The following is a 13,072-nucleotide window of genomic DNA, read 5'->3' on the forward strand; positions in this document are numbered from 1 at the left end:
TTTTGCTTACTTACCGCCTTTAAAAGCTTCCTTAACCCGATCGAACAGCGTGCCATTGTGCGGGGTGACATCCTCGCCACTAGCGGCTGCGAACTGCATTAAGGCTGACTTTTGCTTCTCATTCAAATGCTTTGGCGTCTGCACTTCAACGGTGACAATCTGATCACCAGTGCCGTTGCCGCGTAAGCGTGGTGCCCCTTTGCCGCGAAGTCTGAACTTCGTCTGGCTTTGGGTGCCAGCAGGAATTTTCAATTCAACTGCACCATGAACGGTGTCGACTTTGATCTCGTCACCTAAGGCTGCCTGGGCAAAGCTCAACGGAATGGTCAGATAGATTTCTGAACCGTCACGTTGATACTTTTTGCTTGGTGCGACTCGGAAAACAATATAGAGATCACCATAAGGGCCGCCGTTGGTTCCAGCTTCACCAGCCTGCTGTAGTCGCATTTGCTGGCCGTCTTCAACACCAGCAGGTACTTTCACATCGATGGTGTGACGTTCCTGTTCGTGGCCAGTGCCATGACAAGTCGGGCACTTTTCTTTGATCTCCTTACCTGTACCGCCGCAGACATCGCAAACCTGCCGCGTCATCATGGCGCCAAATGCGGTATTGCGTTGAACCTGAATATACCCACTACCGTGACACTTATGACAGGTCACGGGACTGGTGCCAGGTTTAGCGCCGCTGCCATTGCAGGTGTGACAAACGGCTTCACGATCATAGGAAATTTTGGTGTCTTTACCAAAAATAGCTTCCTCAAACGTTAGGTCCATGCGGTATTGCAAATCGGCTCCTTGGCGCGGAGCGGATGGATTAGCCTGCGCACCACCGCCGGCACCGCCAAAGAATTGACTGAAGATATCGTCAAATCCGCCAAAACCGCCTTGTCCGCCGCCAAAGTCACTAAATCCGCCTTGACCAGCACCAGCGCCGCCAAACCCTTGCGGACCGTCAGCAGAACCATACTGGTCATAGGCCGCCCGTTTTTGGGGATCAGACAAAACCTGATAGGCTTCATTAATGTCTTTGAACTTCTGCTCAGCCCCTGGTGCATGGTTGAGATCCGGATGGTATTTCTTCGAAAGCTTGCGGAACGCTTTACGAATGGTGTCATCATCGGCATCTCGGCTTACACCGAGTGTCTCATAATAATCTTTCTGATCCGCCATAGTTCCTCCTCGATTCAGATCATGACTGAAAATGCCTGTTCAGCATAGCATAATTCAAACAAAAAGCCAAAACCGCGCCGCGGCTTCGGCTTCTTGCTCATGATACAACATGTTACTTCTTATCGTCGTCGGAAACATCCTTGTAGTCACCATTAATGGTGTCATCGTCAGACTTTTTATCATCGCTGCCTTGAGCTGCGCCTGCATCAGTTGCTGCACCGCTGGCTGGGCCGCCTTGCGCCTGCTGATTCTTCTGGGCATTTTCGTACAACTTCACGGTCATATCCTGAACCAGTTTGCTCAAGTCATCCCGTTTTTGCTTCATGTCGTCCAAGTTGTTTTCTTGTTGAGCCTTCTTCAAGGCTTCCTGAGCATCCTTGACCTTCTTGATGTCTTCTTCAGGTACCTTACCGTCAACATCTTTCAATGTCTTATCGGTTTGGAAGAGCAGCTGATCGACGTCATTCTTTAAGTCGACTTCTTCTTTACGCTTTTCGTCGGCATCGGCGTTTTCTTCGGCTTCCTTCTTCATCCGTTCAATTTCTTCATCGGACAAACCGCTAGAACTCTTGATGGTGATGTTTTGCGACTTGCCGGTGCCAAGATCCTTCGCAGAAACCTGAACAATGCCGTTCTTATCAATATCGAATTTAACTTCGATCTGAGGTACGCCACGTGGTGCTGGCGGAATATCCGTCAACTCGAAGCGACCAAGTGTCTTATCGTCAGCTGCCATTGGCCGTTCCCCTTGAAGTACGTGGATATCAACGGCTGGTTGACTATCTGCTGCAGTAGAGAAGACTTGACTCTTTGAGGTTGGGATTGTGGTATTACGATCAATCAGTTTGGTGAAGACACCGCCCATGGTTTCAATCCCAAGAGACAGCGGCGTTACATCCAACAGCACAACATCCTTGACATCACCAGAGATGACCCCGCCTTGAATGGCAGCACCAAGCGCAACCGCTTCGTCTGGGTTAATGCTGTGGTCTGGGTCCTTGCCAGTCCACTGTTTAACTGCTTCCTGAACTGCTGGTGTCCGAGTTGAACCACCATTTAAAATAACCTTGTCGATGTCAGCGTTGGTCAACTTGGCATCCTTCAAAGCATTTTCGACTGGGATCTTGGTCTTGGCAACCAAGTCAGCGGTCATTTCGTCAAACTGTGCCCGCGTCAAGGTACGTTCCAAATGCAACGGGCCATTAGGGCCAGCAGAGATAAATGGCAAGCTGATCTGTGTCTGGGTAACCCCGGACAGATCCTTCTTAGCCTTTTCAGCGGCATCCTTCAGCCGTTGCATCGCCATTTTATCCTTGGACAAATCAATATTGTTGTCTTTCTTAAATTCAGCAACTAACCAGTCGATGATCTTGTTATCAAAATCATCACCGCCCAAATGGGTATCACCATTGGTCGACAGCACTTCAAAGACCCCGTCGCCTAATTGCAGAATGGAAACATCAAATGTCCCACCGCCAAGGTCATAAACCAGAATCTTTTCGTCCTTGTCGCCTTTGTCCAAGCCATAAGCCAAGGCAGAAGCGGTTGGTTCGTTGATAATCCGCTGAACATTCAAACCAGCAATCTTGCCGGCATCCTTGGTGGCCTGCCGTTGGCTATCATTAAAGTAAGCCGGTACGGTAATAACGGCGTCCTTAACTGGTTCACCAAGATAATCTTCAGAGAACTTCTTGATGTATTGCAAAATCATCGCAGAAATTTCCTGAGGAGTGTATTCCTTATCGCCAACCTTGACTTTGTAGTTAGCTTCACCCATATGGCGCTTAATGGAAACAATCGTGTCTGGGTTAGTGATCGCTTGGCGCTTGGCCACTTCACCGACTTGGATTTCACCATCTTTAAACGCAACAACAGATGGCGTGGTCCGATTGCCTTCAGGGTTGGTGATAATTTTTGGCTGATTACCTTCCAGAACCGCAACAGCTGAGTTGGTAGTCCCTAAATCAATACCAATAACTTTACTCATAGTTTATACCTTCTTTATTTTCAGATTAATTATTTTGCAACGACAACCATAGCAGGACGCAACACACGATCCTTGAGGTAATACCCCTTTTGCAATACCTGCGCGACTGTGTCAGCTGGATGTTGATCATCCGCTGCGACCGTTTGAACGGCTTGCTGGGTATTGGGATCGAACTTGTCCCCGGCACCATCAATGGCAGTGATGCCGTTTTCCTTCAAAGCGCGTTCCAGATGATCGTAAACCATTTGAACACCCTTCTTCAGGGAAACTGCACTGTCATCTTTGGCCTCGGTTGCAAGCGCCCGCTCGAGATTATCAACAACTGGCAAAATGGCTTTAGCCAACTTTTGCCCATCATATTTCAACAGCTTTTGCTGCTCTTTCTCGAAGCGAGCATTCATATTTTGAATTTCTGCAGCGGCACGCAGGTATTTATCTTCAAAGTCGTCGCGTTCTTGCTTCAACTGCTCGCCGTCATGTTTACTGTTCGAAAGTTGTTCGTTAAGATCCGCGATACTTTCTTGTAAAATATCTTCTTTTAACGAAGTCTCTTTCGTATCAGCAGACTTTTCAGCTTTCTTTGCGGCGTTTGCTGCATGCTTTGCTTTTTGTTCTGCCATGGTATCCTCCTTTAACGCGTTTCCTGACGTAAAAGCCTGTCCATAAGGAACACATGCACAATGCCCAAAAAAGACCATTGCATTTGTGCGCCGATTTCTGAACGTGTCAGTTCACGCTATTCTTTAAACGCATCAGTTGGCTTAAAAACACCAACTGATGCTATTTGCTAACATGATTATTGATCAAAGTTGGCATAGTAGTCTGTCAACCGTTTAGCTAGCTCTTCGCGAAAAACGTCGAGCAAGCCGATCATCTTGGAGTACGGCATTTGCGTCGGTCCCAAGAGGGCGATCATACCGGTACCGTGACCACCAACATCATAACTAGCAGTGATCAAGCTGAGGTTCGCTAGATCAATAGGTTTTAACTCCGGACCCAGTCGCACTTGAACCGGTGTTTGGCGGATCGGGCCGCCCAGCAACTCAGTCAGATCGCCGTGATCCGCATCGATCAACGACATGATCTTTTTCAGCTCGTGAATATCCGAATCGCCAAGGTAATCCATCAAGTTCAACCGCCCGCCAACATAAAAACGTTCAGAGGCAGCTGACTTTAAGACATTGCCAAAAATATCAAGGAAGCCGTCTGGGCTGGTCAAATACTGCATTAGCATGGACGGGACATCCGTCCTCAGCCGCTGTGCTACCTGAACCAATGGCAACCCGACCAGCTGATCATTCACAATTCTGATGGCTTTTTCAAGTTCATCGGAAGAAATGGACGGCGGGACGGTGAACACCTGATTTTCGACATTACCATTATTCGTGACCAAAATGGCCATGACTTGATGGTTACCTAGTGGTACGAGTCGGAACCCAGTGAGCTTAATATTGTTGACTTCCGGACCGAGACTAATGGCGGTGTAGCTCGTCAGATTTGATAGAATCTGCGCGCTTTGTGCCACAATTTCGTCCATTTTGCTGTAACGCTGGCCAAGCTCCTGCTTGATCGTTGCCAAATCATGGCGAGAGACGCGCACGGGTTCAACAAGATGATCAAGATAGTAGCGATAGCCTTGTGTCGAAGGAACTCGACCTGAACTGCTATGGGTCTTGGTGATCAGACCGGCATCTTCCAGCGCTGCCATGTCGTTGCGGATCGTCGCAGAACTGACGTGAACCGGCAGCTCTTGCATTAACGTCTTTGAGCCCACCGGCTGGCCACTTTCAGTAAACAACCGGATGATCTCTTTTAAGACGAGCAATTGCCGTTTCGTCAACATTTTCTCACCTCACCTTTAGCACTCGTTTTATATGAGTGCTAATACAATGAATAATATACCAAGCGAGGTTAGCAAAGTCAAGGTACGATTGCTAGATTGTGAACGTTTCTAGTGAAAATTATGGCAAGTGCATTTTAACAACACAGCCGTTTCTTTTAGCACTTAAACAAGCGGCTCATCAATCAAGAAACGTTGAAAAACTTCGTTGCCAAGGAACTTGCCTTTGTTGGTCAGGCGAATGTAGCCATCTTGGCGCACAACCAAACCTTGACTGACCAGTTCCGGCACAGTTTCACCATAAATGGCGTCAACTGTCATGTGGTAGCGATCATAAAACCGCGCTTCACTGACCCCCTGCATCGTCCGCAAGCCTAGAAACATTTCTTCTTCGATCTGTTCTGACTGTGGCACCAAATGATGTTCAAGGACCGGCAAGTGGTCAGCATGTAATGGTGTTAAATACTGCTTAATAGGACCATAGTTGTGGTAGCGATCACGACCAAGATACCCAAACGCGCCAGCACCGAAGCCAAAGTACTTGTCATTGCGCCAATAAAGCAAGTTATGCTCACACTGGTACCCGTCCTTTGCAAAATTACTAATTTCATATTGATGTCGGCCATGTGCTTCCATGAGATCGATCGCATCTTGATACATATCGGCCTCGACGTCTTGGGTCGGCAAGCGCAACTTGCCCTGTCGCATCAGATTATAGAAGATCGTTTTACGTTCCAAAATTAGGGAATACGTTGAGTAATGCGGCAGATCCAGTGCCAACGCCTTTTGCAAACTGGTCAGAAAGTCATCGCGGCTTTGATCAGGTAGTCGAAAAATCAAATCAATCGAAATATTATCAAACCCGACTTGACGGGCGTTAGCAATGGCAGTGTAAACATCTTTTGCTCGATGTATCCGGCCGATTCGGCGTAATACATCATCATTAAACGATTGCACGCCAATCGACAAACGGTTGACACCATAATCATGTAGCACTTGCAATTTTTCGGTCGTGAGCAAGTCATTGGGGTTGGCTTCAAAAGTAAACTCCCCTTGATCAAAATGTAGGATATCATGAATACCCTGACACAATGTAGCCAATTGTGTCGGTGTCAGCGTGCTGGGCGTGCCACCACCGACATAAACCGTCTGAATTTTTTCTTCAGGATGTTCAGCCATCACCATCCGCATTTCTTTTAGCAGCATGGCCACATAATCATCAACTGGCTGGCCTTCGATGAAAACTTTGTTGAAATCGCAGTAGTAACAAATATGTTCACAAAATGGTATATGAAGATAAGCACCTGCCATATTAACCCTTCTTTGCGGCAAAATAATCTCGGACGGCAGTTTCATCTTTTTTCAATTGATCAATCAGGGCATCAGCACCAGCAAATTTCACTTCACCGCGTAAATAGTGATACCAGCGAACTTGAACGGTTTCGCCATAAATCATTTGATTAAAATCAAGTAAATTAATCTCAAGTGTCACGTCTCGATCGGCGCCAAACGTGACATTACGGCCAATGGAGGCCATGCCTAAATACCAAGTGGTGCCAACTTTGACCTTCACTGCATAAATACCAATGCCTGGTAATCGCTGTTGGCCAAGTGTCTCCAAATTGATTGTTGGGAAGCCAAGTAAACGGCCACGCGCCTCACCATGAACCACCTTACCAGCAGTTGTATAGGTATAACCCAGAAAATCATTGGCCGTATCAATATCACTGGAATCAAGTGCATGCCGGATTCGGGTTGAACTGACCTTTTGACCATTCTCAGCGAGTTCGGGGACGCTGATGACATCAAACCGGCCACAAGCATATTTTGGCAACAAAGCCATAGATGCAACATCCCGCTTGCCATAAGTATAGTCAAAACCTGCAACTACCGTATCCGCCTTCAGACCGACCAAATACTGATCGACAAAAGCTTGCGGCGTCAGCGCAGCGAAATCTGGGGTAAAGTGAACCACATACAAATAGTCCACGCCCAGTGACTGCATAATTTTGATTTTCTCTTCACGAGTGGATAAATACCGAATATCGGTTTCGGAAACCCCACGATAAACGACGGCTGGATGAATATTGAACGTCATCACCGCCAACGGTATCTTTTTTGCTAAAGCGATCTTCTTGCCGGTTTTAATCACCGCTTGATGGCCGCGATGGACGCCGTCAAAGAAGCCCAAGGTCAAGACGATGGGCTGTGACGGGGCCGCGGACACCTGCAATGGCGGCTGAATATCAATTGTTTTCATAAATTTTCACACATTCTTTTCATTAGCTAAAAACATTAAATCTGGCCGATACTGATCGTCTTCTCGGCGATAGATAGCCTTAAGAACGCCTGCAAAATGCAGACGAACGCGCGGAGTCTGCTGATCGAGCGATAAAAAGCGGCCATGACTGATTGCCTCAAATTGTTCTACGGTCAAATCAACTTGAGGCAGATCGGCAAAAGCAATATCAATCGGTTGAATCACATCGGCTAAAGTACCTGCCGCGGCATGCGCCTTCAATTGCTCAATGCTAACCGCCTGCTTCAACGTAAACCCGCCGCTTTTTACTCGCGTCAATTGACTCATCACCGCAGCAACTCCCAGCGTTTTGCCAACATCCACTGCTAGTGTTCTAATGTAGGTTCCCTTAGAAACATGGACCTCAAACCGAAAACGCTGGGTGCCATCAGTGGCTGAAAAAACCGGTTCATCGGTACGTGTAAACTGTGACACCGTGGCCTGTCGTTCTGGCCGCTTCACAGTTTCACCGGCGCGCGCATATTCGTAAAGCCGGCGACCATTGACTTTGACCGCCGAAAACATCGGCGGAATCTGTGTGATGTTTCCTGTCCACGCAGTCAATGCAGCATCCAACTGATCAGCTGTAAACGGCTGCGTTAAAGGCGTTTTATCAACAACTTCCCCATCCAAATCCTCGGTTGTCGTCGCAAAACCTAACGTGATTTCTCCGGTGTAGACTTTCCCACTGGCCATTAATTGCGGCACCGCTTTAGTGCCTGCACCAATCGCCAGCGGCAGCACGCCGTCCACATTAGGATCAAGGGTACCGGAATGGCCAATTTTTTTGATACCAAGAATCTTGCGGGCATGATACACCGCATCAGCACTGGTCATGCCAGTGGGTTTATATAACGGCAAAATCCCGTTCATGGCAGTTCCTTTCATGGTTTTGATTTTTTATACATACTATGATGATGTTTTTCATGCTCGACATGTCGCCAGCCGGCCCAGATGAAAACAAGCACCACTAGGACCGAAAAAAGCCAGTCTGGCGTTTTCACATCAATCATTGGCAGACTGAGACCTAGCTTAATGGCAATGAGACCTACAAGAATATAAGCTGCGGTTTCAAGTTCCGGAACACGATCAATAAAGGTGGTGATGACCTGCGCCACCAGCCGCATAGCAAAGATACCGAGACAACCGCCAATCAAAACAATCACCGGATTGCTGGACACTGCCAAGGCCGCCAAAATTGAATCAACCGAAAATACGATATCGAGACTCTCAATTTGAATGACTGTCCCCCAAAGCCCGTGAGGTCGTTTCCCATGCGTCCCTCTCTGATTTTTTGGATGGCGCACTTCATAAAAATAACTCGCACTCATCCAGACAAGATACGCCGCACCAATCGCTTTGATCGGCCAGAATTGCAATAAGTAAGTACCTAGTCCGATAGCAATGAAGCGGAATATGTATGCACCACCCATACCGTACATCAGAGCTTTTTTTCGTTCTGATTCGACCTTGAGCTGCTCGGTTTGTGCAGCGAGCACGACAGCGTTGTCGACTGATAGCATGCATTCTAGCAAGATCAAGCTGAAAATGGTCACGAGGCCGCTAACAGAAAATGCCAGTTGCCAATTATGCGCTGAGAAGAATGGTCCGTATAAGGCACCTAGTAACTTGATCGTGATCCTTCCTTTCTCAATGATTATTATTATACCGTGCAAGCTTGAAAACCTAAAGCTGTTGGGCGGTAAAGTATGGGTTTGAATTTCTTACTGATATCCCAGTTGAGGTAGAGTCGATAATTGGGGTGGCGTCCGAAAAACTAGAATTGGAGACATCTTTGAACTCTGGCGTACAAAACCAAGTTCAAAGTCTGGCTTTTAAGTTGGGACTTCAATCGAAACTATGCGATAGACAAATACACTACTGCAGAGGAAGATTTGCTTTTTCGCATGGATAGTTTTTATCGGGATTTAAAGATCCCAGTGCCAAGGCGGAGCAATCGTAGGCCAGATGGGGCTCAGCCGTGCAAACAACACAGCGACCGGGCTTTGTCGCTGATGTTGTTAGGCGACTTCGAGACCGCGGGCTTTGCGGGCTCGAAGCGCCGTCTCCGCTCTAGCTACGCGTCGCCAGCCCCAGCTGGCCGGAGATTGCGGAGTTTGGCACGGCAAGGGTCTTTTAGCCTAGATCCTTAACCCAGAAAAAAAGACCTGACCACTAGCAGCAGTCAGATCCTTCTTTTAAATGGTGCTTATTCAAGATTCTTCCGTCGTACTTCATTGATCAGTTGATCAATGCGTGCGCCGTATTGAACGGATTTGTCTTGAGCAAACTCGATTTCCGGTACTTTGAATAACCGGATACGCTGCCCGACTTCGCGGCGAATGAGTCCACTGGCCTTGTCCAGACCGGTTTGGGCTGCTTCGACTTTGTCAGGTGCATCATCGAGAATGCTGTAGAAAATGGTGGCATGTTGCAGATCACCGGTCAGTTTGACTCCGGTAATCGTCACGCCTTTAACCCGCGGATCGTTGACATCTTTCAACAAGATATCGTCAACTTCACGTTGGATCTGAGTCTCAACTCGACCGATACGATGTTTCATATCTGCCTACCTCCTTCAAAACAGTCGGTATCATTAAATCCTGAGATACGTTTGGGTTAGTTACTTCACTGGAACCTGTTCCATTGTGAAGGCTTCAATTTGATCATCGACTTTAATGTCGTTGTAGTTCTCAATGGTCAGGCCAAGTTCAAAGCCTTGACGGACTTCCTTGACATCGTCTTTAAAGCGACGCAGGGAGCCGAGTTTACCTTCGTACTTGACGATGCCATCGCGAACGAGACGGACACCAGCGTCGCGTGTAATATAGCCGGAATCGACATAACCACCGACAACGGTACCAACCTTAGAAACCGGAATTGTTTCGCGAACAGTCACTGTTCCGATCACCTTTTCTTCATAGGTTGGTTCCAGCATACCCTTCATCGCAGCTTCGACTTCTTCGATCGCCTTGTAAATGACACTGTGCAACCGAATATCAACATCGTCTTGTTCTGCTTGGGCTTTTGCCAGCGCAGTTGGGCGAACGTTAAAGCCAATGATGATCGCGTTACTTGCAGCTGCAAGGGTAACGTCACTTTCGTTAATCGCGCCAACGGCCTGATGAATAATATTCACCCGAACACCCTTAACTTCGATTTTCTCAAGACTGCCAGCCAAGGCTTCAACTGAGCCTTGCACATCGGCCTTGATGATGACGTCAACTTCTTTCAGCTGACCTTCCTTCATTGTTTCAAAAAGATTATCCAACGTGACATGGTTGGTGTTCTTACGTTCTTCTTCCTGTGCCCGCTTGGCCCGTTCTTCACCAGCAGCACGCGCGGTGCGTTCATCGGCAAAGACAACAAACTTGTCAGCCGATTGTGGCACATCGTTGATACCAGTGATTTCAACAGGCATTGATGGCAAAGCATCTTTGACCCGCCGGCCATGATCATTAGTCATGGCACGGACGCGGCCGAAAGTATTCCCGACAACGATTGGATCACCTGTATGCAGCGTACCTTGTTGAACCAGTACGGTAGCAACAGGACCCTTACCCTTATCCAAACGTGCTTCGATCACAGTACCAACCGCTTTTTGATCAGGGTTAGCTTTGAGTTCGAGCACATCGGCTTCAAGTAAAATCATTTCCAACAATTCATCGATGTTCTTGCCAAATTTAGCTGAGATTTTGACGAAAATCGTGTCGCCGCCCCAGTCTTCAGGAATCAACCCGTATTCCGTCAATTGTTCCATGACGTGGTCTGGATTAGCGCCTGGCTTATCGATCTTGTTGACTGCAACGATGATCGGTGCCTTGGCTGCCTGCGCATGATGAATCGCTTCAATCGTCTGCGGCATCACACCATCATCAGCGGCAACCACCAGCACAACAATGTCGGTGATGTCCGCACCACGCGCCCGCATGTTAGTGAAGGCCGCATGCCCAGGTGTATCCAAGAACGTAATTAACCGATCACGCAGTTTAACTTGATAAGCACCGATATGCTGGGTAATCCCGCCGGCTTCGCCTTCAGTCACATGTGTGTGACGCAGCTTATCGAGCAAGGTTGTCTTCCCATGATCAACGTGACCCATGATAGTAACAACTGGCGGCCGTGGCTGTAAGTTGTCTTGGTTCTTGTTTTCTTCTTCGAACACTTTGTCCAAGTCGGAAATATCTTCGTGAACCTTTTCTTGGGCGTCAATCCCGTAATCGGTAGCCAACAATTCGATGGTATCTTTGTCGAGGCTTTGGTTTTGGTTAACCATCACACCCAACATGAAGAGCTTCTTAATCAATTCAGCTGGTTCGCGATGCAAAATCTTACCAAGATCCTGCGCATTCATCCCAACTTCATAAATCAGTGTTTCTGGTAATGGCCGCTCTTTACGCTGCGGCATTTCCTTCTTCGGTGCGCTTTGTTGACGGCGCTTGTTCTTCTTGTTGCGCCGGTTGTTGCGGTTAAACCCGTTACGATTCCCATAACTGTTGCTGCGGCCAAAATTACTGTTCCCGCCGCCACGCCGGCTATTGCGATTGTCTTGGCTGCCGGCACTTGCCGGTTTTGGTGCTGCCGCCGCTGGAACTGGAGCCGGTTTCGTAAAGCGTTGATTGGTTGTTGCAGCTGGCTGCTCAGTGCGCGGCCGTTCCGTCTGAGGTTGCTCAGAACGTTTACTCGCTGCATTTGCCGGTTTGACCGCTTCCTGACGTTTTGGCTGCTGACGTTCAGACGCTGGTTTAACAAACTTGCCACCGTTGCCTGCCACAGGACGGGGATTGCCATTAGCTGCCGTGGGACGGCCAGCACGCGGCATTGGCCCTGTGACGCGTTGGTTATCGAACCGACGATTACGGTCATTACGGTTACGTTCGTTAGACCGATTATTGTTACCGGAACGATTAGCATTGTTCGCAGAACGGTTGTTATTATTGTTGTTTGAGCGATTTGAATTCCGGCCATTAGCCGTATTGTTAGCGCTGGCTGTATTGCCGCCACGATTGTGATTCGTGTTGGTATGCGCTGTTTGTGTGCTGCGTGGTCGCAAAATTGTTGACTTGCTCAAGATGATTTTGCCGTCAGAGGTCTTATTTGACCGCGCCGGCTTGTTTTCTTGCTTAGCAGCAGGTTTTGCGTTTTTTTGCGAATGCTCAGCAGCATCAGCATGATCGTTTGACTTGGCACTGGCAGCGACTGGCTTCTTAGCAGCCTCTTTGTGTGCCGCTGAACTCGTCTTGGCTGCTTTAGCAGGTGTCTTTGCTGCCTGTGATGACGGTGCTTTGCCAGCTGACTGCTTGCTTAACATACCTTTGATCTTAGCTTCCTGATCTTGATCGATCGAGGACATGTGATTTTTTACTTCGATACCCAAGTTCTTCGCGATATCGATGACGTCTTTATTATCGACGTGCATTTCTTTGGCAAATTCATAAACGCGTTTTTTGCCCATTTCTTCACGCTCCCTGCAATTTAGGTGAGCAGCTGTTGCATCTTCTTAGCGAAGCCCGCATCCACAACGGCAATGATCGAGCGATCACTGCCGATGGCCTGCGAAAGTTCCATTTTGGAAAACTCTGTAACCAAAGGAACTTCATAATAGCTGCTTTTATCCGAAAACTTCTTGCGGGTGTTGGCACTAGCATCATTGGCAACATAAACCAATTTAGCTTCACGCGAGCGAATCGCTCCTAAGACCAGATTATCTCCGGTGACTAAGCGACTGGCGCGGCGGGCCAAACCCAATAAATTCAATACGGCTTGTTTTTGCATC

The 13,072-nt window shown here is 48.0% G+C and carries 11 protein-coding genes; all 11 read right to left on the reverse strand.

Going from position 1 to position 13,072, the window contains the following annotated elements; genetic code table 11:
- Positions 1 to 6: 6 nt before the first annotated feature.
- The 11 genes from dnaJ to LBPC_RS07760 all read right to left on the reverse strand — a co-directional run bounded on the left by dnaJ (position 7) and on the right by LBPC_RS07760 (position 13,071).
- Entirely contained in the window at positions 7 to 1,170 is a 1,164-nt protein-coding gene (gene dnaJ, locus LBPC_RS07710; protein ID WP_003565745.1) for a molecular chaperone DnaJ, read from the reverse strand.
- Positions 1,171 to 1,282: 112 nt separating this feature from the next.
- Entirely contained in the window at positions 1,283 to 3,157 is a 1,875-nt protein-coding gene (dnaK, locus tag LBPC_RS07715) for a molecular chaperone DnaK (RefSeq protein WP_003594633.1), read from the reverse strand.
- Between the two features lie 29 nt (positions 3,158 to 3,186).
- Positions 3,187 to 3,777 (reverse strand): nucleotide exchange factor GrpE, encoded by a 591-nt coding sequence (grpE, locus tag LBPC_RS07720; RefSeq protein WP_003565749.1) that lies wholly within the window; start codon positions 3,775 to 3,777, stop codon positions 3,187 to 3,189.
- A 176-nt stretch (positions 3,778 to 3,953) separates the two neighbouring features.
- The gene (gene hrcA / locus LBPC_RS07725; protein WP_003565751.1) at positions 3,954 to 5,000 is read right to left on the reverse strand and encodes a heat-inducible transcriptional repressor HrcA; all 1,047 of its coding nucleotides are present in this window, start codon (positions 4,998 to 5,000) and stop codon (positions 3,954 to 3,956) included.
- Positions 5,001 to 5,162: 162 nt separating this feature from the next.
- The gene (hemW, locus tag LBPC_RS07730; protein WP_003565753.1) at positions 5,163 to 6,308 is read right to left on the reverse strand and encodes a radical SAM family heme chaperone HemW; all 1,146 of its coding nucleotides are present in this window, start codon (positions 6,306 to 6,308) and stop codon (positions 5,163 to 5,165) included.
- Position 6,309: 1 nt separating this feature from the next.
- A complete protein-coding gene (gene ribF / locus LBPC_RS07735) occupies positions 6,310 to 7,257 on the reverse strand; it encodes a riboflavin biosynthesis protein RibF (protein WP_003594636.1) in 948 nt (315 codons plus the stop codon).
- A 6-nt stretch (positions 7,258 to 7,263) separates the two neighbouring features.
- On the reverse strand, positions 7,264 to 8,169 hold the full coding sequence (truB, locus tag LBPC_RS07740) for a tRNA pseudouridine(55) synthase TruB (protein WP_003565758.1): 906 nt from the start codon (positions 8,167 to 8,169) through the stop codon (positions 7,264 to 7,266).
- An 11-nt stretch (positions 8,170 to 8,180) separates the two neighbouring features.
- Positions 8,181 to 8,972: a TerC family protein gene (locus tag LBPC_RS07745; protein WP_003579352.1), complete on the reverse strand. Its 792-nt coding sequence runs from the start codon at positions 8,970 to 8,972 to the stop codon at positions 8,181 to 8,183.
- 533 nt (positions 8,973 to 9,505) lie between these two features.
- On the reverse strand, positions 9,506 to 9,859 hold the full coding sequence (gene rbfA / locus LBPC_RS07750) for a 30S ribosome-binding factor RbfA (RefSeq protein WP_003565780.1): 354 nt from the start codon (positions 9,857 to 9,859) through the stop codon (positions 9,506 to 9,508).
- Positions 9,860 to 9,919: 60 nt separating this feature from the next.
- Positions 9,920 to 12,751, reverse strand: a complete 2,832-nt coding sequence (gene infB, locus LBPC_RS07755; RefSeq protein ID WP_003660771.1) for a translation initiation factor IF-2 — start codon at positions 12,749 to 12,751, stop codon at positions 9,920 to 9,922.
- Positions 12,752 to 12,771: 20 nt separating this feature from the next.
- Positions 12,772 to 13,071 carry a YlxQ-related RNA-binding protein gene (locus tag LBPC_RS07760; RefSeq protein ID WP_003565784.1) on the reverse strand — a complete coding sequence of 100 codons (300 nt, stop codon included), beginning with the start codon at positions 13,069 to 13,071 and terminating at the stop codon, positions 12,772 to 12,774.
- Position 13,072 lies beyond the last annotated feature (1 nt).

It is taken from the genome of Lacticaseibacillus paracasei subsp. paracasei (assembly GCF_000829035.1).
Lineage (GTDB): Bacteria > Bacillota > Bacilli > Lactobacillales > Lactobacillaceae > Lacticaseibacillus > Lacticaseibacillus paracasei.

What these genes read in the sequence shown, in the direction of transcription:
- dnaJ (WP_003565745.1), bottom strand. Translation starts at nt 1,170, where the DNA reads ATGGCGGATCAGAAAGATTATTATGAGACACTCGGTGTAAGCCGAGAT.
- dnaK (WP_003594633.1), bottom strand. Translation starts at nt 3,157, where the DNA reads ATGAGTAAAGTTATTGGTATTGATTTAGGGACTACCAACTCAGCTGTT.
- grpE (WP_003565749.1), bottom strand. Translation starts at nt 3,777, where the DNA reads ATGGCAGAACAAAAAGCAAAGCATGCAGCAAACGCCGCAAAGAAAGCT.
- hrcA (WP_003565751.1), bottom strand. Translation starts at nt 5,000, where the DNA reads ATGTTGACGAAACGGCAATTGCTCGTCTTAAAAGAGATCATCCGGTTG.
- hemW (WP_003565753.1), bottom strand. Translation starts at nt 6,308, where the DNA reads ATGGCAGGTGCTTATCTTCATATACCATTTTGTGAACATATTTGTTAC.
- ribF (WP_003594636.1), bottom strand. Translation starts at nt 7,257, where the DNA reads ATGAAAACAATTGATATTCAGCCGCCATTGCAGGTGTCCGCGGCCCCG.
- truB (WP_003565758.1), bottom strand. Translation starts at nt 8,169, where the DNA reads ATGAACGGGATTTTGCCGTTATATAAACCCACTGGCATGACCAGTGCT.
- rbfA (WP_003565780.1), bottom strand. Translation starts at nt 9,859, where the DNA reads ATGAAACATCGTATCGGTCGAGTTGAGACTCAGATCCAACGTGAAGTT.
- infB (WP_003660771.1), bottom strand. Translation starts at nt 12,751, where the DNA reads ATGGGCAAAAAACGCGTTTATGAATTTGCCAAAGAAATGCACGTCGAT.
- LBPC_RS07760 (WP_003565784.1), bottom strand. Translation starts at nt 13,071, where the DNA reads ATGCAAAAACAAGCCGTATTGAATTTATTGGGTTTGGCCCGCCGCGCC.